Genomic DNA, 19465 nt, shown 5'->3' with positions numbered 1-19465 from the left:
TCACTTCGACGTGTGGCGGTGCCGGGTCCACAGAGGCAGGACGAACCAGCACAGCAGGTACCAGCCGACCACGCCGGCGACGAGGTAGGGCACGAAGCCGTCGTGCGTCGCCACGCGCAGGATCAGCAGCAGCGAGGCGGTCGTCGTGGCCAGCAGCAGCACGAGGCCGAGCAGTGTGAGCCGGGAGGCCAGCCGCACCGCCTGGGGCTTGACGCGCCGCCCGGAGACGAGGCGGTGCAGGGACACCGGTCCGATGAGCGCCCCGGTCGCGCACGCGCCGAGGACGACCGTCACGAGGTAGATCGTCTGGTCCGTGTCGGTCAGGTCGTCGTACTTCTCGGTGAACACCACCGTGAGCAGGAAGCCGAACAGGATCTGCACGCCCATCTGGGCCACGCGGACCTCCTGGATGAGCTCCTGCCACATCCGGTCCGCTCTCTCCTCCTCCGTCTCGTTGCGCCCACGGCGCCTCGGCGCGCCCTCTGCCGTGTCGGCCACTGGTCCTCCCCGGGTGAGACGTGAGTGCTTCTCTCACGCGTGTTCCCCGTAAGCGGCCGTCGTCCCGGCCCCTGGGGGGTGTCCGCAAAGTCCCGCCTGCCCCGCGACGCCCGGCACGCACTCTCGCCGCACCGTGCGAACACCCGCGTACAACCAGTACGCGGGCGTCCGCCCGGCACTCCCCCAGCCTTCGGCCGGGGGCACCCCCAGAGCACGCACCGGACGTCGCGGGGCCCGCCCTCCGGGCGGACGACGGGACTTTGCGGACACCCCCCAGGCGGTTTGACCGATCAGCGGACGGTTACACGGACGGCGACTGAAGCACAGCCCGAGGAGGTCGTGGACGCATGTCCGGTACGCAGCTCACCGTCACGCTCAGCGGCGGGGGCGCCGACGACGCACGAGCGGTCGTCCGGGCCCTGGAAGGTACGTTCGGGGCGCCGGACGAGCTTCCCGCCGACGAGAACGCGACGGTGCACATGGCGACCTTCGACGGCGGCACGGACGCGAGTCCCGCGAGTGATGCCGGGGCGGGGGCCGAGCGTCTGTCCGCCCCGGTGACCGTCACCGTGCAGGGCGCACCCGAGGCGGTGCGGCGCGCGAGCGACACGCTCACCCGGGCCTTCACGGCCCGCGACGACGGTGCCGCCTCCGGCGACCAGGAACAGGAGAGGCAGCTGCTCCTGGTGCCGTGAGCCCTTGGTGCCGTGTCGAGACCTCGCCTACCAGCGGGATTCGACCTGGTCCTTGATCCTCCGGTCGTAGAGGTCGCGGATCGCCGTCAGCGTCTCGCCGGACAGCTCCGGCAGGCGGGCGGCGGCCGCGTTGGCGCGGGCCTGCTCGGGTGAGCGGGCGCCGGGGATCACGGTCGTGACGCCGGGCTGGTCGATGATCCAGCGCAGGGCCAGCTGGGCCGGGGTGCAGCCCTCGGGGGCGAGCGAGGCGAACTCGGCGGCCGCCTCGACACCGGTGACGTAGTCGACGCCGGAGAAGGTCTCGCCCACGTCGAAGGACTCGCCGTGCCGGTTGTAGGTGCGGTGGTCGTTCTCCGGGAAGACCGTGTCCCGCGTGTACTTGCCCGACAGCAGGCCGGAGGCCAGAGGGACGCGGGCGATGATGCCGACGCCCGCCTCGCGGGCGGCCGGGAGCACCTCGCGCAGGGGCTTCATGCGGAACGGGTTGAGGATGATCTGCACGCTCGCCACGTTCGGCCGGGCGATCGCGGTCAGCGCCTCCGCGCAGGTCTCGACGCTGACGCCGTACGCGGCGATCCGCTCCTCCTCGACCAGGGTGTCGAGGGCGTCGAACACCTCGTCCGTGGAGTAGACGGGCGTCGGCGGGCAGTGCAGCTGCACCAGGTCGATACGGTCGACGCCGAGGTTGCGCCGGGAGCGGTCGTTCCAGGCGCGGAAGTTGTCGAGCACGTAGTTCTCGGGGATCTGGTCGACCCGGCGGCCCATCTTGGTGGCGACCATCACGTGCAGGTCCGGCCTGCCGCTGAGGAACGCGGCGATGGTCTGCTCGCTGCGGCCGTCGCCGTACACGTCGGCGGTGTCGAAGAAGGTCACCCCGGCCTCGGCCGCCGCCTCCAGTACCGCGAGGGCTTCCTTGTCGTCGACGTCCCCCCAGTCGGCACCCAGCTGCCACGTGCCGAGACCGACGACGGAAGCGTGCTGACCCGACCTGTCGAATGTGCGCTCGTCCATGGCGTCAGTCTGTCATCCGTCACGGCCGCGCGCGGACCGTCCGGATCCGGGCCGCCGACCCCGCCGGATTCACTCACACGAGTGAATAGAGTCGACAGGAACGCGTCACGTGTCAACGGGCCCCTAGCGTGGCTGGACGTGACAACCGGTTCAGTGAGCAACATTCCGTCGGACGGGGCGCGTTGGTCGCGCCGGAGTTTCCTCCTCACCGCGGCGGCGCTGGCCGCGGTGCCGGGGCTGCCGGCGGATCCGGCCGCCGCCGCGGCGGAGTTGCCGGACTTCCCGGCGGACGTCGCGCTGTACCGCTCGGCGTACCGGAACTGGGTCGGCGAGATCACCGCCGACGGGCTGTGGGCCTGTGCGCCGGGAAGTCCGGGCCAGGTGGTCGACGTCGTCAACTGGGCCTGGCGGCACGGCTGGCGGGTGCGCGCCCGGGGCGCCTCGCACGGCTGGTCGCCCCTGACGGTGACGGAGGGGACGCCGTCCGGCGCGCCCGTCCTCCTCGTCGACACCGCGCCCCACCTCACCGGCCTCGCCCTGGACTCGCCGGCCGCCGTGCGCGCCGGCACCGGCGTGACCATGGAAGCCCTGCTCACCTTCCTGGAGGAGCACGGCCTCGGTGTCACAGCGGCTCCCGCTCCGGGCGTCCTCACGCTGGGCGGCGCCCTGGCGATCGACGCGCACGGCACCGCCGTCCCCGCACGGGGCGAGCGACGCCTGCCGGGGCACACGTACGGCTCGCTGAGCAATCTCATCCTGTCGCTCACGGCCGTGGTGTGGGACTCCCGCGCCGGCGCGTACGCGCTGCGCACGTTCCACCGTGACGAGGGGGACAGCGCCGCGCTGCTGACCCATCTCGGGCGGTCCCTGGTGACCGAGGTGGTGCTGCGGGCGGGCGCGAACCCCAACCTGCGGTGCGTGAGCCGTACGGACATCCCGGCCGGCGAACTGTTCGCCGCACCCGGCTCCGGGAACGGGCGCACGTTCGCGGACTTCCTGGAGGAGGCCGGGCGGGTCGAGGCCATCTGGTTCGCCTTCACCGAGCATCCATGGCTGAAGGTGTGGAGCGTCTCCCCCACCCGGCCGCTGACCTCACGGCACGTGAGGCGGCCGTACAACTACCCCTTCTCCGACAACGTCCCGACCCCGGTGGCGGAGCTGGTGGGCCGTATGACGTCGGAGGCGGCCTGGTACCTGGCGCCGGTGCTCGGCACCGCGCAGTACGAAGCGGCCGCGCTCGGGCTGGTGGCGACACTGTCGGGCGACATCTGGGGACCTTCCAAGAACACGCTGCTCTATCTGAAGCCGACCACCCTGCGGGTCCACGCGAACGGTTACGCCGTGCTCACCTCCAGGGACCGGGTGCAGAAGGTCGTCTCCGAGTTCGCCGCGTTCTACCGGGAGCGGCTGACGGCGTACGCGGCCCGGGGCAGCTTCCCGGTCAACGGCTCGGTGGAGATCCGGGTGACCGGCCTTGACGACCCGGGCGACTCCGGGGTGTCCGGGGCCCGTCCGCCGCTGCTGTCCGCGCTCCGGCCGCGCGCCGACCACCCCGAGTGGGACACGGCCGTGTGGCTGGACATCCTGACGCTGCCGGGCACGCCGGACGCGGAGGCATTCCTGCGCGAGATCGAGCGGTTCCTGCTGCGCGCGTACGACGGCGGGTCCGCCCTGACCCGGGTCGAGTGGTCCAAGGGGTGGGCGTACACGGACGACGGGGTGTGGAGCGACGAGGAGGTACTGGGCTCGGTGGTGCCGGCCGCGGTCGGTCCGGCCGAGTGGGCCGAGGCGGACGCGGTGCTGGACCGGCTGGACCCGCACCGCGTCTACGGCAACGCCTTCCTGGACCGGCTGTTCGGGCAGGGCGCCGAGGAGTGAGCGCCTCACCCCGGCGCCTGTCGTAGCGCGGGAGGTTCTCGTACCACTGGGCGCTGAAGCGGGCCGCGCTCAGCGTCATCGGCCGGACGGCCGAATCGCGTCACCTTCTCGGCGTGACGCGAACCACGGGCAGCGGACCGCACGGGGAGAAACATCCGTCACAGCACGCCTCGCGGGCGGAACTTCCCCTTCCGCACCCGCCAGGACACCGCTCGCGACAAGATCATCTTCGTTCAACCTTGCACGGCATAAGGTGACTTGCCCGATTCGCAGCCAACCGGCTCGCGTGGATTTCTCCCGGTACCGGGCGGGCCGATAGGCATGTGTGGTCATCAGCCGAACGAACTCAGGAGACCCGCATGCCGGAACTCAGCCGTCGCCGTGCGCTCACCGCCGCGGCCGTCGTCGCCACGACCGCGGGGACTTGGTCGGCAAGCACCCCGGCCACGGCCGCCGGGCACCACGACTCCCACGGGACCTTCGACGAGGTCTACAAGGGCCGCCGGATACAGGGCCGCCCGGCCGCCGGAGCCGGTCATCACCACCACGGCGCCGGATACGCGGTGTTCGTGGACGGTGTGGAACTGCACGTGATGCGCAACGCCGACGGCACCTGGATCAGCGTCGTCAGCCACTACGACCCGGTGCCCACGCCGCGCGCCGCCGCCCGCGCCGCCGTGGACGAGCTCCAGGGCGCGCCACTGCTGCCCTTCCCCGCCAACTGACCCCTCACGCAAGGCATCTGGAGCACCGCGCATGACCGTCCGCAAGAACCAGTCCGCCCTGACCGCCGACGAGAAGCGGCGTTTTGTCGCCGCGCTCCTGGAGTTGAAGCGCAGCGGCCGCTACGACGAATTCGTCACGACGCACAACGCGTTCATCGTCTCCGACACCGACGACGGCGAGCGGACGGGGCACCGCTCACCGTCCTTCCTGCCCTGGCACCGAAGATTCCTCCTGGAGTTCGAGCGGGCGTTGCAGTCGGTGGACGCGTCGGTGGCGCTGCCGTACTGGGACTGGAGCGTCGACCGTTCGCCGCGCGCCTCGCTGTGGGCGCCCGACTTCCTCGGGGGCACCGGGCGCGAGCGGGACGGCCGGGTGACGGACGGGCCGTTCTCCGCGTCCTCAGGGAACTGGCCGATCAATGTGCGGGTCGACGGCCGTACGTTCCTGCGGCGGTCCCTCGGTGGCGGGGGGCGTCAGTTGCCGACGCCGGCCGAGGTCGAGTCCGTACTGTCGATACCCACGTACGACATGGCGCCCTGGAACAGCGCCTCGGACGGTTTCCGCAATCACCTCGAAGGGTGGCGGGGCGTCAACCTGCACAACCGCGTCCATGTGTGGGTCGGCGGGCAGATGGCCACCGGGGTGTCCCCCAACGACCCGGTGTTCTGGCTGCACCACGCGTTCATCGACAAGCTGTGGGCCGAGTGGCAGCGGCGGCACCCGGGCTCCGGCTACCTGCCGGCCGCGGGCACGCCGAACGTGATCGACCTGCGCGAGACGATGAGGCCCTGGCACGACACGAGCCCGGCGGATCTGCTGAATCACACGGCGCACTACACGTTCGACGCCTGACGCCCAGGGGGTCGAAAATTCCGGACTCGTCGTTCCCGCTCCGGGCATGTCGGACCTGCTGCGCCGGCAGTGAGGGACGAGATCAGTGCGGCCGGGCGGTCCACCGCGCGGGAATGCCCGGGGGCGGAGCCGACTCACCACCGGGATTGCCTGCGGGCGGGTGAAAACGTAGGTTGAGCTCCGTTTTCTTGTTCGAGGGCCGAATTTTCTGGTCGAGGGTCGAAAGGTGCCACCCGGTGGGTCGACGCGAGAAGCCGGTGGACCCCAGCGCCGGTCCGGTGCAGCGCCTCGCGCACGACCTGCGCCTGCTGAGGGAGAAGGCCGGGAAGCCGCCGTACCGGGAGATGGCCGAACGGGCGGGTTACTCCATGACCGCGCTGTCGCAGGCCGCGGCCGGTGATCAGCTGCCGACGCTGGCGGTGGCGCGCGCCTACGCGGAGGCCCTCGACGCCGACCCGGACGAGTGGGAGGCCCGCTGGCGGGAGGCGGACGCCGAGTTCCGCGCTCCCGCGGCCGACGAGCGGGCTCCGTACCGGGGGCTGGCCCGCTTCGAACCGGACGACAGCGACCTGTTCTTCGGCCGGGAGACGCCGGCCCGCGAACTGCTGCACCTGGCCCGCGCGCACCGGTTCGCGGCGGTGTTCGGGCCCTCCGGCAGCGGCAAGTCCTCGCTGCTGCGGGCCGGCCTCATCCCGCTGCTGCGGGAGGGCCCGGGCGCCGACCGACCGGCGGTGGTCCGGGTCCTCACCCCCGGCGAGCGGCCCGCCCACACGCATGGGCAGGCGCTGCTTCCCCAGGACGGTGAGCTGGACACCTGGGTGATCGTCGACCAGTTCGAGGAGCTGTTCACCCTCTGCCACGACCGCGAGGAGCGGGGCCGTTTCCTGGGGCTGCTGCTCGGCGCGCGGGAGCCGGAGAGCCGCCTGCGGGTCGTGGTCGCGGTGCGCGGCGACTTCTACGGCCACTGTGCCGGGCACCGGGAGCTGGCGGAGGCCGTCAGTCACGCGAACCTGCTGGTCGGGCCGATGAGCGGGGACGAGCTGCGGGAGGCCGTCACCGGCCCGGCCACCACGGCGGGGCTCAACGTGGAGCGCGTGCTGACCGCGCGGATCATCGAGGAGGTCGGCGACCGGCCGGGTGCGCTGCCGATGCTCTCGCACGCCCTGCTGGAGACCTGGCGCCGCCGCCGGGGCCGCACGCTGACGCTGGCCGCGTACGAGGAGGTGGGAGGCGTGCGCGGGGCGATCGCCGCCACGGCCGAGCAGGTCTACGGCGATCTGGACGAGGGCCAGGCCCGTACGGCCCGGCGCATCCTGCTGCGGCTGATCGCCCCGGGGGACCGTGCGGCCGACACGCGCCGCCCGGCGTCACGGTCCGAGCTGGAAACGGGTGAGCTCGACGTCCTGGAGCGTCTGGCCGCCGCCCGCCTGGTCACCCTGGACGGCGACACCGTCGAACTCGCCCACGAAGCCCTGATCACCGGGTGGCCGCGCCTCGCCGGCTGGATCGAGGAGAGCCGGGACCGGCTGCGCGCCCAGCGGGTCCTCGGCGAGGCCGCCCGCGCCTGGGAGGAGCTGGACCGTGACCCCGGCGCGCTGTTCCGGGGGTCGCGGCTGGAGCGCGCCGAGGAGCTGTTCGGCAGGCAGCGGGAGAAGGACGACACCGACGACCTCACCCGGCTGGAGCGGGCCTTCCTGACCGCCTCGGCCGCTGCCCGTGACGCCGAGCGGGACGCCGGAAAACGCACCGCCCAACGCACACGGGCCCTCGCCGTCGGTCTCTGCGTGTTCCTCGTGCTCGCGCTGACCGCGGGGATCGTGGCCTGGCAGCGCGACCGGGTCGGCGAGGAGGAGGCCGCCAAGGCCGCCGCGCGCCGCCTGGCCACCGTCGCCGAGAGCCTGCGCGCCACCGACCCCCGTACCGCCTCCCTGCTCGGCGCCGCCGCCTGGCGGATCGCCCCGCTCACCGAGTCCCGATCAGCCCTGCTGGGCGCACTCGCGCAGCCGGAACGGGACGCCTTCACCGATCCCCAGACCGGCCAGGACGTCCGGCGCTTCCTCACCGACCAGGGCCGCACCCTGCTCAGGGCCGACGGCGGCCGCGTCACCGCCTGGAACGTGTCCGAGCACCGCCGTACCGCCGCCTATCACCTGCCGAGCGACGCGGAGGCGTCCGGCGTCGGCCCGGACGGGCGGTTCCTCGTCCTGACCGGGTCGGGCAGCGACACCCTGTGGAACCTCCCCGAGGGGAGGTCGGCCGCCGATCTGGGCGATGCGGAGCTCGGGGCGACCGCGCCCGCCGGAGACGCGTACCTCACCCAGCCGTTCGACGGGCCCGGTCAGGTGCAGGTCCGCCGGACGGAGAACGGCAAGGTCCTCTTCACCACCGGTGTCTCCCGCAGTATCACCACGACGGCCCTCGGCCAGGGCGGGCGTCTGGCCGCTCTCTGCCCTGCCGAAGCTCCGCCCCAGGTGTGGGACACCGTGCGCGGCAGGCAGGTGCCCGGCGCCTGGCAGAAGGCGGACAAGACCGTGTGCGGCACCGGTTCGGGAGCCGACGGCGGGGACCGGCTGCTGCGCTTCAGCGCGGACGGCCGGCGGCTGGCCTCGGTCCACGGGACGGCGGCCACCGTCTGGGACGTCGGCAGTGGGCGTGTCGTCGCCGACTTCGCCAGCGGCGGCACCACCGGCTTCGCCCAGGCAGACCTCTCGCCCGACGGGGAGTTCCTCGCCACGGCCGACGACCAGGAGTTCTCCGTCTGGCGGCTGGCGGCCGGCGGCGGGCAGGTCTTCCACCGGCCGTTGGCCGGCGCGGAGGTCAGGGGCCTGACGTGGACCCCGGACCACGGCCGCCGGGTCCTGCGCTACCTCGACCGCGCCACCGTCCACACCTTCGACCTGACCGACCGCCTCGCCGCCCCCTGGCAGAGCACCCCGGCCGACGCCACGCTCCTCGGCCCGGACGGCACCACCCTCGCCACCGCCACTCGGTCGGGGAACGCCTACCGCCTCGCACTGCGCTCCACCGGCACCGGCGCCGTCCTCGCCCGGAGCACGCTCGGCCCCCTGCCGAGTGCCACCGGCGATGAGACCCCGCTGCTGGCCTTCAGCCCGGACGGCCGTGCGCTCGCCGTCGCCGACACCACCTCCTCGGACGGCTCCCTGCGGCTGCGCTTCACCGTGTGGGACGTACGGGCCCACACGGTCCGTACGGTCTTCACCGCCTCCGGAGCGGCCGACCGCCCGGTGTCCGCGCTCGCCCTGGGCGCCGACGGGCGCACGGTGGTGGCCGTGCGCTCCGCGGGCGACGGCGAGGCGGCGGAGGTCTGGGACACCCGGACCCACCACAGCACGAAATCCCTTCAGGGCCTCTTCGGGCAGGCCGTGGCCGTGCGGCCGGACGGACGGCTGCTCGTCGGCTCCGCCGACCAGTACGCCGACGTCCCCTCCGGCAAGGTCACCGGGTGGGCGCTCGCCGACGGCCGCGAGGTGACCGCGCTCGCCTTCAGTCCCGACGGCACCCGGCTCGCCGTCGGCGACACCACCGGGCACGTGACCCTCTGGGACGGCGACCTGAGGCACACCACGGGTGTCCTGACCGGCACCGCGGACACGGCCCCGAGCAGCCAGACCGAGGCCGTGGGCGCACTGGCCTTCTCCTCCGACGGCCGCACCCTCGCCGTCGGAGGAGCCCGCGGCACCCTCCGCCTCTGGGACACCGCCGGCCAGCGGCTCCTCGGCGGCGACCTGCCCACGCCCGGGGACGAGATCCGCTCCCTCGCCTTCGGCCGGGACGACGGCACGGTCTACGCCACGGGCCCGAACGTGGTGCTGCAACGTCACCCCATCGCCCCCGACGCGGCCGTCCGCGCCGTCTGCGAACGCGCCGGTGGCGGGCTGACCCGGGCGCAGTGGCAGCGGTACGTCCCCGACGCGCCGTACCGGCAGGTCTGCCCACCGAAACCCTGAACACTCGCGAAAGGGGACAAAACCCCATCGGGGCGGCCTCGGAATTGTTCACAGTGACCCCGGGCCTCGCTGAAAAACGCCCCCGACCAGAACGATCAGAGACCACAACGGCCGTCGGCGTCCCTCCGACGCGGCGGCCGGCCGGCGTCCGGTCCGCGACGCCCGGAAGGTCCTCTCTCCTCGGGTTCTGGTCACATGCGCTCTCGCCCCCTGCTCCCTTCCCTCCTGCTGCTCGGCTCGCTCACCCTCACGGCAGCCTGTGCGCACGGGACGTCCGAGCCCCCGGTCACGTCACCCGACGGCGCACGGCCCGGCTCGTCGCCGTCCCCGGTGCGGACGGTCGACCCGTCGAAGATCAAGGGCCTGGAGATCGTCAACGACAGCAGCGAGGACAGCTCCTGCCCGTTCGCGACCAGCTACCCGGACGTGCCGGGCGCGGAGGCGATGACGGCCGCGATGAAGAAGGACGTGGAGCGGCGCATGACATCCTTCCGCTCGGGGGCGTGCACGGGTTCGGGCGGCGCGGACGGCCGCGAGTTCAACATCAGCCACCAGTTCCTCGTCGCCTCCGGCGACGTGCTCGGCGTCCGCCTCACCACCCAGGACCAGAGTGCGGCGGCCGACGGGCTGTCCGCCAGGACGTACTGGTACGACGGCAAGGCCGGCGCCTACCGCACGGCACTCGGGCTCGTCGACGACGGCTCCCGGGAGCCCTTCCTCGCCGCCTTGAAGGACCAGCTCAAGGACCGGGAGGGCGTGGATGCCGCCGGCCTGGACGACACGTTCTCCGCCCCGGAGAGCCGCGACGTCGCCCTGGACGACATGGCCTTCACCGCCGACGGCGGCCTGCGGGTGCACTTCGACCGCGGCGACGTGGGCGTTCCGGCCGCCGGGGCCCTGACGGTGACCATCCCCAAGAAGACGATCACGCCGTGGCTGTCCGCCTTCGGCAAGCGCGCCCAACAGCAGACCATGAGCCCCAGCCGTTCACTCGACCTCGGCGCGCCCCACGTCCCCGCCCCGGCCGTCCCCACCCACACCGCCTCCGGTGACGACGACACCGACTGCAAGAAGGTCAAGTGCATCGCCATGACCTTCGACGACGGACCCGCCGTCCCCGAGACCGCGACCCTGTTGAGCCACCTCGCCCGATACAAGGCGCGCGTCACCTTCTTCACCGTCGGCCAGAACGTCGCCAGCCACCCCGACCTCGTCCGCGCCGAGGCGAAGGCCGGCCACGAGATCGGCAACCACTCCTGGAACCACCCCGACCTCACCCGGCTCACCGCGCAGCAGGTCGCCTCCCAGCTCAACCGCACCAGCGCCGCCATCAAGGCCGCCACCGGCAAGACCCCCACCCTCTTCCGTCCGCCCTACGGCGCCGTCAACCGCACCGTCAGGGCCGCCACCGCCCTCTCGCCGGTGCTGTGGGACGTCGACACCGAGGACTGGAAGTACCGCGACCCCGCCAAGGTGGCCCGGACCGTCATCGCCAAGGCCCAGCCCAACGACGTCGTCCTCCTGCACGACATCCACCCCACCTCGGTCGCAGCGGTTCCCCGGATCCTGCGCACCCTCACCGCCCGCGGCTACCACTTCGTCACCGTCAGCCACCTTCGCGCCACGCTGTGACGCCGGGCCGGGCCGCGTCAGGCCAGCCCGGCACGCGCTGCGAACCGCAGCCCGTGCCGGGCTGCCCGCTCAGTGCTGAGCGGGTCCGTTGGGGCCGGAGACGGCGCCGAGCTGGGTCAGGCCGTCGAGGATGTCGGTGCAGGTCCAGTACTCGACGAACCTGCCGTCGGCGACGCGCAGGATGTCGTGGCCGCTGAAGGAGATCTTCGTGCCGACGGGGGCGGTGGCGTGCGGGATGCCGCCGGTGTAGGTGGCGCGCATGGTCCACCGCGCGGCGATCAGGTCTCCGTCGATGATCGGTCCGAGGTCGACGGTGATGGCGATGCCGCCGAAGGCGGCCATGGTCTGCTCGATCTCGGGCAGCAGCCGCGCCGGGCCGGTGACCGCCTCGGAGTCGCTGCCGTCGGGGCGTGCCTGATGGACGAGGAAACCGGGGGCGAGGATGTCCTCGGCATGGCGGAAGTCGCCACGCCACATCCGGCTCCAGCGGTCGTAGAGGGCGCGCATCTGCTCGCGGCTGTGTGGAGCTGTGGGTTCTTCTCGGGTGGTCATGATAGAAAGATGCTGCATCATGCAACATCTGCGCAACACAGTTATTCACGGGTAAGGAATCAGGGGGTGACTTTCATGCCGGAACGGACGACCCGCGCGGCGGCGGTCGCGGCGGTCACCGCGGCAGCCCGGCGCCACCACGCCGCCTACACCCTCTTCAACCAGGCCCTGGCCGAACAGCTCGGCCTGCATCCCACAGACCTTCAGTGTGTGAGCCTGCTCGGCCTGGAGCCCGGCCCGCACACCACCGGCGAGATCGCGAAACTGACCGGGCTGACCTCCGGGGCGGCCACCCGCCTGGTGGACCGGCTGGAGAAGGCCGGCTTGGTAGAACGCCGACCCGACACCCACGACCGGCGCAAGACACTCGTCTCCCTCACCACAGCGCGCACCCCACACATCGAGGCCGCCTGGGAGGCACCCGGCAGGGCCTTCGACCAAGCCCTGGACGACTTCACCGACGATGAACTCGCCGTGATCGAACGCTATCTGCGACGCGTCACCGACGTCGGCACCGAACAGACCGCACGCATCCGGGAAAGCTGACCAAGCGCCGAGCCGCCGTACGCCGCGCGGCGTACTGAAGGAGAAGCCAAAGGGAGAGGACACCGCGGCGACGCGGCAGGCGATCGGCCGTACGGTGCGGGCCGCGCGGAGGATCGACACTGCGCTGTACGAAAAGTCGCGGGCCGGGCAGCCCGCGGGTGACACTGGTGCCGCCGCGGGCGACGCTACGGCCGGCGGCTCGTCCGAGGACGACGCTGTGGACGCCGAGATCGTCGACGATGACAAGCGGGAGGCCGGCTGACGATGACCGGGAGCGGGCCGCAGGCGACCGAATTGGCGGAGCTGCGGCGCCTGGTGGAGGAGCGGACCGCCGATCTTCAGCGGGTGAAGGCCGAGTACGACAACTACCGCAAGCGGGTCCGGCGGGACCGCCTGGCCGTACGCGAGATCGCGGTGGCCAACGTGCTCCGGGCGCTGCTGCCCGTGCTGGACGCGGTGGACCGGGCGTGCGCGCACGAGCCGCTCACGCCCGGCCTGGAGGACATCGCCGACAGCCTGAGGGAGCAGCTCGGCGCGCTGGGTGTCACGTCGTTCGGTGAGGTGGGTGATCCGTTCGATCCCGCCTGCCACGACGCCCTGGCGCACCACGCCTCCCCCGACAGGGACCACCTGGTCTGCTCGGCCGTCCTCCGGTCCGGCTACCGCCTCGGCGACCATCTGCTGCGACCGGCCCACGTGGAGGTCGCGGGGCCGGCTCCGCCCGCGAGGAACGCGCACGAGGGCGACCGGGGCGTACGGCCTTCCACCGACGGCGGCGCGCGGCCCTTCCCCATCGCGGCCAGGAAGCGTCGAAGGTCACCGAAGCCGTCTTGAGCGTGCGCCCAGAGGATCAGCCCGGCGAGGTGGACAACGCCGAGAGCTTCGGGATCGAGGAGTTCTACCGCAGGGTCGCGAGCGTATCGGCGACGCCCGGCCCCGCACCGCTGAGTGGGACGCCGGCGCCGTCCTGACGGCCCTGGCCGACGCGGTCAGCGGCGGCGAGCTGAACCAGATCCTCAGCCCGCTCCCCTCCGGCTATGCCGTCCTGTCCGGCAGGGCCGATATCGCCGGTGATGCACCGGTGAAAACCCTGTGGAAGCGGTGTCATGGGTGCCGCATATGCTGCACCGAACGATCACGTGGGATCAGGGGAGGGCGCGGCATGTTCGGCAAGCTGTTCGGCAGGGGTGGGGAGAGACCGGTGGCGGATCCGCATGCCCTGCCCGTCCCGCGCAGGCAGAAGCACGGGATGTACACGCTGCGCGCACTCGGGGACACGCGGGTGCTCGCGCTGGTGGAGGCCGCCGACGCGGGTGACTGGGAGGCGGTGAAAGCGGCGCTGGTCCCCTTCGATCTCGGCCGCGACCATCAAGTCCTCGGCGAGCTGGCCGACTTGGACGGTGTGCAGGACTGGATCGGCCGGGCGGTCGAAGAGGACAAGGAGCACCGGGCGACGGCCCTGCTGATATCCGGGACGCGCCACATCAGCTGGGGCTGGGAGGCGCGCACCGCCGCGCGTGCCGTGAACGTCACGCAGGAGCAGTGGCGCGTCTTCCACGAGCGGCTCCACATCGCCGAGGAGCAGCTGCTCGAAGCCGCCGAACTGCGGCCGGACTGGGTCACCCCGTGGCGCCGCCTCCTCACGTCCGGCCGGGGCATGTCGCTGGGCCCCGCCGTCAACGAGGCCCGGCGCGACGCCGCCCTGCGCCGTGACCCGCTGGACCTGGAGACGCACCTGGAGTGGGTGTCGCAGTTGCAGCCGCGCTGGGGCGGCGAGCCGGGCCAGGCCCTGGCGTTCGCGCAGGAGGCGCTCGCCCGCGCCCCGCAGGGGCATCGCCTCGGCTGCGTGATCGCCATGGCGTACATCGAGGAGTGGGTCGAGGAGGAGCGCGGGGACTACCTCGAAACCGCCGAGATCCGGGCGCAGTTGCGGGAAGCGGCCGACCACAGCATCCTCCACCCCGCCTACGCGTACCGCCCGGGCTGGCAGCAGGACTTCAACATGTTCGCCATGGCCCTGTCGCTGGCCGGCGAGCGCCACACGGTCCGCCGCGTCTTCCAGACGCTCGACGGCGCCTACACCAGCTGGCCCTGGACCTACTTCGCGGAGCCCGAGAAGCAGTTCGCCCGCCACCATCGCCGCGCCTGAGCGCACGCCGGCCCACCATCACCGCCGCGTCCAAGCGCACGCCGGCCCACCATCACCGCCGCGCCTGAGCACGCTCCGGCTCACCATCACCGCCGCGCCTGAGTGCGCGTCGGCCCCGACCCCGCCCGCCACCTCTCCCACTCCGGACTGCCCGATGACTCTGCCCGACACCGCCGCGAACCCGGCCGGCGCCGACCGCACCTTCCAGGTGGATCTGCGCGGCCTCGTCGATCTCCTCTCCCACCACCTCTACTCCAGTCCCAAGGTCTATCTGCGCGAGCTGATGCAGAACGCGGTGGACGCGCTGACCGCCCGGCACGGCCTCGAACCGGCCCTACCCGTCGGCACCCTCGGCATCCGTCTGTACGCCGACGGTTCGGTGGTACGCGTCGAGGACGACGGCGTCGGTCTCACCGAGGCCGATGTGCACACCTTCCTCGCCACGATCGGCCGCAGCAGCAAGCGGGCCGAAAAGATCGCCGAGCAACGCGGCGACTTCATCGGCCAGTTCGGCATCGGCCTGCTCTCCTGCTTCCTGGTCGCGGACGAGATCCACGTCCTGAGCCGCTCCGCCCGCACCCCCGACGCACCCGCCGTGGAGTGGCGGGGGCGCGGCGACGGCAGCTACACCGTCCGCACCCTGCCCGCCTCGGCCCGCCCCCGGCCCGGCACCACCGTCACACTGACGCCCCGCGCCGACGCGGGCGAGTGGACCCGGCCGGCACAGGTGCACGCGCTGGCCCGGCACTTCGGTTCCCTGCTGCGCCACCCGGTGACCTTCGACGACGGCACGAGCGGGCCGGGTGAGCCGGGGGCGCCCGTCAACCCCGAGCCCGCGCCCTGGGCGCGTACGTACCCCACACCGGGAGCCCGTTCCCGCGCGCTGGCCGCGTACGGCGAGGAGGTCTTCGGGTTCAAGCCGCTGGACACCATCGAGCTGGACCTGCCGGCCGTGGGCCTCAGGGGCATCGCGTGCGTGCTGCCCGAGGCGGTGCCGGCCGGGCGCCGCCACGGCCACCGGGTGCACGTCAAGGGCATGCTGCTGTCCGAGCAGGCCGAGGAGATCCTGCCCGAGTGGGCGTTCTTCGTCCGCTGTGTCGTCGACGCCGAGAGTCTGCGCCCGACGGCTTCCCGCGAGTCCCTGTACGAGGACGACACCCTCGCCGCCGTCCGCGACGCCCTCGCCGAGCGGCTGCGCGCGTGGATCGCCCGGGCCGCCGCCAGCGACCCGGACCTGCTCGCCCGCTTCCTCCAGGCCCACCACCTGGCCGTGAAGTCGCTCGCCGTGCACGACGACGAGATCCTGCGGATGCTGCTGCCCTGGCTGCCGTTCGAGACCACCGACGGGCACACCACCCTCGACGAGTTCGCGCGCACCCACCGCACCGTGCTCGTGACGTCGAGCGTGGAAGAGTTCCGGCAGGTCGCCGCGATCGCCTCGGCCGCCGGGCTCGGCGTCGTCAACGGCGGCTACACCTACGACCGCGACCTGGTCCACCGGCTGCCCGAGATCAGGCCCGAGGCGACTGTCGCCGACCTCGACCCGGCGACCCTCACCGCCCACCTCGACCCCGTCGACCGGGAGACGGAACTGGCCGCCGCGGCCTACCTCGCGCTGGCCCGCGACGCCCTCGCCGTCTTCGACTGCGACGTCGCGCTGCGCACCTTCCAGCCCGCCAACGCCCCCGCCCTCCTCGTCGACAGCCGCGAGGCCCGGCACGAGCGCACCCGCTCCCAGCTGGCCCGCGAGCAGCAGGGCGGCCTGTGGGGCGACATCCTCGGCGCCCTGCGCCAGGAGGCACCGCGGGCCCAGCTGATCCTCAACCAGCTCAACCCGCTGGTCCGCGCCGCCGTCGCCATCGACGAGCCCGAGCTGGCCCGTACCAGCGCCGAAGCCCTCTACGGGCAGGCCGCGATGCTGTCCCGGCGCCCGCTCAGGCCCGCCGAGTCGAGCCTCATCAACCGCTCCTTCCTCGACCTTCTCGCCCACGCCCTCCGCAAGGACAGCTGACGATGCCTACCGCACCCCATCCCCAGAGCACGGACGAGCTGTACCAGGCGCTCCAGGAGAACGACCGGCGCCCCTACGGCCGCACCCGCACCGTCACCGCCGAGGAACTGGTCGACGCCGCCGAGCAGTTCGCGGAGCCCGTCCCGCTCGTCCACGCGCTCCTCGAACTCCAGGAGGCGTACACCTACGGTGCCGAACCCCGCAAGTCGCCCGTCGTCTTCGCCCGTCTGCTCACCCTGTTCGACGAGCAGCCCGACGTCTTCGACGAGCGCCTGCGCCACATGCTGTTCTGGCGGTTCAAGTGGGTGGCCCACGCCCTGCGCCAGCTGCCCGAGGTACCGCTGGCCAGTCTGCGCCAGTGGCTCACGGAGATGCGCGACCGGTACGAGAAGGCCGACCTCGGCCTCCAGCCGTACTACGGGCAGGCCTACCAGCTCGCCGCCCATGTCGGCGAGGACACCACCCACGCCTACGAGCTGTGGGCGGCCCGTACCCGCACCCGGCTCAGCGACTGCGAGGCCTGCGAGATCTGCGAGCGCGCCCTGTACCACCTGACGGCGGGCGACGACGAGCGGGCGCTGCGCACCTGGGAGCCCGTCCTGGCCGGGAAGGAGTCCTGCCGGGAGGAGCCGACCCGCTCCGTGTCGTACGCGCTGCTGCCCCTGCTGCGCACCGGCCGCACCGACCGGGCCCGCGAACTGCACCTCGCCGGCTACCGCGGCTGCCGCCGCAACCCCTCGATGGCCCAGGAGGTCGGCCGGCACCTGGAGTTCTGCGCGCTGACCGGCAACGAGGCACGCGGCCTGGAGCTGCTCGCCGAGAACCGGAGCCTGTTCGGGGAGGTCGACTCGCCGCTGGACCTGCTCGGCTTCCTCACCGGCGTGGAGGTCCTCCTCCAGCGCGTCGAGCTCCTCGGCCACGGCGAACTGCCGGCCGCGGGGTTCGCGGGCCGCACCTGGACGGTGGCCGGACTGCGCGCCGAGGTGCGCGGCCGCGCCGACGACCTCGCCGCCCGCTTCGACGCCCGCAACGGAACCACGGCCCACACCGACCGCCGCAGGGCCCGCCTGGACCGTGCCCCGCTCCTGGACGCGCTGGAACTGACCCTGCGCCCCCGCAGCCTCGACGACGTGGCCCCGGCCGCCCCGGTTACCGCGCCGGCCGCCCGTACGGCCGCCCCCGTACCGGAGTCGGTACCCGAACTCATCGCCCGGGCACGGGCGTTGGACGAGCAGGGCCACCCGGACGCAGTGGCCTGCTGGGCGCGGCTGCGCACGCTCGTCGCCGCCCGCGACTACACCCACCCTGACGACCCGGCCGTGGGCCCGCTCGTGCGGCTGCGCGCGGAACTGCTGGCCGACGAGGCGAGCCGGGCCGGCGACAAGGACGATTTCGCCGTCGCCGCCGACCTCTACGAGGAGGCCGCGGGCCTGTACGACGACGCCGGACTGCCCGGTCGGGCGGCGCTCGCCCGCGCCAGTGCCCTGCTCGCCAGCGCCGAGGTCCCGGTGGAGGGCGCCGACGCGATCGAGACGAAGGCCGCAGCGCTCACCGCCGCGCACGCCTCCATCGTCCGCCTGCACGAGGAGACGGCCGGCCTCGCCCCGCACCTGGAGGCCCGCCTGCTGCGGATGCGGGCGACCGCGCTCGGCCTGCGCCTCCAGACCTCGGGGAGCCAGGAGCACGTCGCGCCGGTCCTCGCCGAGGTGGAACTGCTGCACGCGTTCGCCACCCGGCACGACGTCGGCGGGCAGATCTCCGGCGCCCTGCTCCTGCGAGCCAGCACGTACGCCCTCTCCGGCGACCTGCCCGCCGCGGTCGCCGAGATCGACACCCTCCTCGACCGGTTGAAGGCGCACGGCCCCGCCTGGCACCTGCCCCGTACGCTCGGGCTGCGGGGCCGGCTCCAGCTCGGCCTCCAGGACGCGCAGGCCGCGCACGCGGACCTGACCGAAGGCCTACGGCTGGCCGCCGACTGGCCGGCCGACGCGGTCGACGCCGCCCGCCTCCACGGCGATCTGGCCCAGGCCTGCATGTTCCTGGGGCGTCCCGACGAGGCCTTGCGGCACCTGACGCGCTCGGCGGAGTTGGACCTTCGCCACGGCAGCCGGATCGACGCGTTCTGCACCTACAGCAACGCGGCCCAGTTGAGTCTCGACCTCGGCCGCGTCGAGGACTGCATCGCTCTGCTCGACTCCCTCCTGGCCGAACCGGACGTCACCGCGGGAGAACTGGACGACCGGCTCGTCGCCCAGCTGCGCCTGACCCGCGCCCGCGCGCTCCACGCGGGGGACGACCTCAAGGCCGCCACGGCGGAGTTCGTCGCCCTGGCGGCCGAGTCGGCCGGCTGGGACGACGACCCGGGAAGCCACGCCATGATCGCCGCGGAGACCGCCGTACTCCTCGGCGAGTCCGGCGAGTTCGGCCGGGCCCGCGAAGCCGCGGAGCAGGCACTCGCCGCCCACGCCCGGGACCCGCGCTACGAGCAGCTCAGCAACTGCCTGCGCGAACTCGCCCGGCTTCAGGGCCAGCAGCAGGGCCCCGACGGTCTGGCCGACGCGCTCGCCTTCCTCGCCGACGCCGGCCGCGTCGCCGATGAGGCCCGCGCCGCCGGGTACGAGGCCCGCGGCCGTTCCCTGGACTCGGCCCTGGCCTACGAGCACGGGCGGGTCAACGCCTACGCCGGTGCGTACGAGGACGCCCTGGCCGCCTTGGAGAAGGCCCTCGCCCTGCTCGGCGAGCCGGGAGCGGACCAGGACCACGCCGGGGAATGGGCCGAGTGCGTCCGGCTCACGGGTGCCGTGGAAGGCATCTATCTGGAGCGCCCCGCCCCCGCCCTCACCCGCCTGGACGCGGCGGTCGCCCGCCTCACTGCCCTGGGGCACACCGACGAGACCGAGCCGCTGACCTCCTTGGCGGCCCGCCTGCGCGACGAGGAGTGACACGG

14 protein-coding genes and 1 pseudogene are annotated in these 19465 nt (G+C 73.0%); 12 read left to right on the top strand and 3 right to left on the bottom strand.

The window, feature by feature from the left end; translation table 11 throughout:
- On the bottom strand, positions 1 to 498 hold the full coding sequence (locus tag ABFX81_RS35750) for a DUF6328 family protein (protein WP_086848726.1): 498 nt from the start codon (positions 496 to 498) through the stop codon (positions 1 to 3).
- A 347-nt stretch (positions 499 to 845) separates the two neighbouring features.
- Between ABFX81_RS35750 and ABFX81_RS35745 the strand changes: the two genes are divergently transcribed.
- Positions 846 to 1193, top strand: coding sequence for a hypothetical protein (locus ABFX81_RS35745; RefSeq protein WP_086848727.1), 348 nt, complete (start codon positions 846 to 848; stop codon positions 1191 to 1193).
- 27 nt (positions 1194 to 1220) lie between these two features.
- Here the strand turns inward: ABFX81_RS35745 and ABFX81_RS35740 are convergent, their stop codons facing one another.
- Positions 1221 to 2204 carry an aldo/keto reductase gene (locus ABFX81_RS35740; protein WP_086848729.1) on the bottom strand — a complete coding sequence of 328 codons (984 nt, stop codon included), beginning with the start codon at positions 2202 to 2204 and terminating at the stop codon, positions 1221 to 1223.
- A 153-nt stretch (positions 2205 to 2357) separates the two neighbouring features.
- Here ABFX81_RS35740 and ABFX81_RS35735 point away from each other — a divergent pair, with 153 nt between their 5' ends.
- The 5 genes from ABFX81_RS35735 to ABFX81_RS35715 all read left to right on the top strand — a co-directional run bounded on the left by ABFX81_RS35735 (position 2358) and on the right by ABFX81_RS35715 (position 11260).
- On the top strand, positions 2358 to 4082 hold the full coding sequence (locus ABFX81_RS35735) for a cholesterol oxidase substrate-binding domain-containing protein (protein ID WP_086848731.1): 1725 nt from the start codon (positions 2358 to 2360) through the stop codon (positions 4080 to 4082).
- A 359-nt stretch (positions 4083 to 4441) separates the two neighbouring features.
- Entirely contained in the window at positions 4442 to 4807 is a 366-nt protein-coding gene (melC1, locus tag ABFX81_RS35730) for an apotyrosinase chaperone MelC1 (RefSeq protein ID WP_086848732.1), read from the top strand.
- A gap of 31 nt (positions 4808 to 4838) precedes the next feature.
- Complete coding sequence (gene melC2, locus ABFX81_RS35725; protein ID WP_086848734.1) at positions 4839 to 5660, top strand: tyrosinase MelC2; 822 nt, start codon at positions 4839 to 4841, stop codon at positions 5658 to 5660.
- A gap of 236 nt (positions 5661 to 5896) precedes the next feature.
- Positions 5897 to 9628, top strand: a complete 3732-nt coding sequence (locus tag ABFX81_RS35720; protein ID WP_346139231.1) for an nSTAND1 domain-containing NTPase — start codon at positions 5897 to 5899, stop codon at positions 9626 to 9628.
- 195 nt (positions 9629 to 9823) lie between these two features.
- Positions 9824 to 11260: a polysaccharide deacetylase family protein gene (locus ABFX81_RS35715; protein ID WP_346139230.1), complete on the top strand. Its 1437-nt coding sequence runs from the start codon at positions 9824 to 9826 to the stop codon at positions 11258 to 11260.
- A gap of 69 nt (positions 11261 to 11329) precedes the next feature.
- Here ABFX81_RS35715 and ABFX81_RS35710 read toward each other — a convergent pair whose 3' ends face one another.
- Complete coding sequence (locus tag ABFX81_RS35710; protein WP_086852564.1) at positions 11330 to 11812, bottom strand: ester cyclase; 483 nt, start codon at positions 11810 to 11812, stop codon at positions 11330 to 11332.
- Positions 11813 to 11887: 75 nt separating this feature from the next.
- Between ABFX81_RS35710 and ABFX81_RS35705 the strand changes: the two genes are divergently transcribed.
- The 6 genes and pseudogenes from ABFX81_RS35705 to ABFX81_RS35680 all read left to right on the top strand — a co-directional run bounded on the left by ABFX81_RS35705 (position 11888) and on the right by ABFX81_RS35680 (position 19460).
- Positions 11888 to 12358: a MarR family transcriptional regulator gene (locus ABFX81_RS35705; protein WP_086852562.1), complete on the top strand. Its 471-nt coding sequence runs from the start codon at positions 11888 to 11890 to the stop codon at positions 12356 to 12358.
- A gap of 264 nt (positions 12359 to 12622) precedes the next feature.
- Complete coding sequence (grpE, locus tag ABFX81_RS35700; RefSeq protein ID WP_086852560.1) at positions 12623 to 13192, top strand: nucleotide exchange factor GrpE; 570 nt, start codon at positions 12623 to 12625, stop codon at positions 13190 to 13192.
- A 38-nt stretch (positions 13193 to 13230) separates the two neighbouring features.
- A pseudogene (locus tag ABFX81_RS35695) lies at positions 13231 to 13427 on the top strand (DUF2267 domain-containing protein); the annotation flags it as partial.
- Positions 13428 to 13520: 93 nt separating this feature from the next.
- Positions 13521 to 14507 carry a hypothetical protein gene (locus ABFX81_RS35690; protein WP_086852566.1) on the top strand — a complete coding sequence of 329 codons (987 nt, stop codon included), beginning with the start codon at positions 13521 to 13523 and terminating at the stop codon, positions 14505 to 14507.
- A 154-nt stretch (positions 14508 to 14661) separates the two neighbouring features.
- Positions 14662 to 16518 carry an HSP90 family protein gene (locus ABFX81_RS35685; protein ID WP_346139229.1) on the top strand — a complete coding sequence of 619 codons (1857 nt, stop codon included), beginning with the start codon at positions 14662 to 14664 and terminating at the stop codon, positions 16516 to 16518.
- 2 nt (positions 16519 to 16520) lie between these two features.
- Positions 16521 to 19460 carry a hypothetical protein gene (locus ABFX81_RS35680; protein ID WP_086855419.1) on the top strand — a complete coding sequence of 980 codons (2940 nt, stop codon included), beginning with the start codon at positions 16521 to 16523 and terminating at the stop codon, positions 19458 to 19460.
- Positions 19461 to 19465: the final 5 nt, after the last annotated feature.

Origin of the sequence: Streptomyces coeruleofuscus (genome assembly GCF_039532725.1) — a bacterium.
Lineage (GTDB): Bacteria > Actinomycetota > Actinomycetes > Streptomycetales > Streptomycetaceae > Streptomyces > Streptomyces coeruleofuscus.
Note: the sequence above shows the minus strand (reverse complement) of the source record. Positions and strands in the feature narration are given on the sequence as shown.

What these genes read in the sequence shown, in the direction of transcription:
- ABFX81_RS35685 (WP_346139229.1), top strand. Translation starts at nt 14,662, where the DNA reads ATGACTCTGCCCGACACCGCCGCGAACCCGGCCGGCGCCGACCGCACC.
- ABFX81_RS35715 (WP_346139230.1), top strand. Translation starts at nt 9,824, where the DNA reads ATGCGCTCTCGCCCCCTGCTCCCTTCCCTCCTGCTGCTCGGCTCGCTC.
- ABFX81_RS35680 (WP_086855419.1), top strand. Translation starts at nt 16,521, where the DNA reads ATGCCTACCGCACCCCATCCCCAGAGCACGGACGAGCTGTACCAGGCG.
- ABFX81_RS35745 (WP_086848727.1), top strand. Translation starts at nt 846, where the DNA reads ATGTCCGGTACGCAGCTCACCGTCACGCTCAGCGGCGGGGGCGCCGAC.
- ABFX81_RS35690 (WP_086852566.1), top strand. Translation starts at nt 13,521, where the DNA reads ATGTTCGGCAAGCTGTTCGGCAGGGGTGGGGAGAGACCGGTGGCGGAT.
- melC2 (WP_086848734.1), top strand. Translation starts at nt 4,839, where the DNA reads ATGACCGTCCGCAAGAACCAGTCCGCCCTGACCGCCGACGAGAAGCGG.
- grpE (WP_086852560.1), top strand. Translation starts at nt 12,623, where the DNA reads ATGACCGGGAGCGGGCCGCAGGCGACCGAATTGGCGGAGCTGCGGCGC.
- melC1 (WP_086848732.1), top strand. Translation starts at nt 4,442, where the DNA reads ATGCCGGAACTCAGCCGTCGCCGTGCGCTCACCGCCGCGGCCGTCGTC.
- ABFX81_RS35710 (WP_086852564.1), bottom strand. Translation starts at nt 11,812, where the DNA reads ATGACCACCCGAGAAGAACCCACAGCTCCACACAGCCGCGAGCAGATG.
- ABFX81_RS35705 (WP_086852562.1), top strand. Translation starts at nt 11,888, where the DNA reads ATGCCGGAACGGACGACCCGCGCGGCGGCGGTCGCGGCGGTCACCGCG.
- ABFX81_RS35740 (WP_086848729.1), bottom strand. Translation starts at nt 2,204, where the DNA reads ATGGACGAGCGCACATTCGACAGGTCGGGTCAGCACGCTTCCGTCGTC.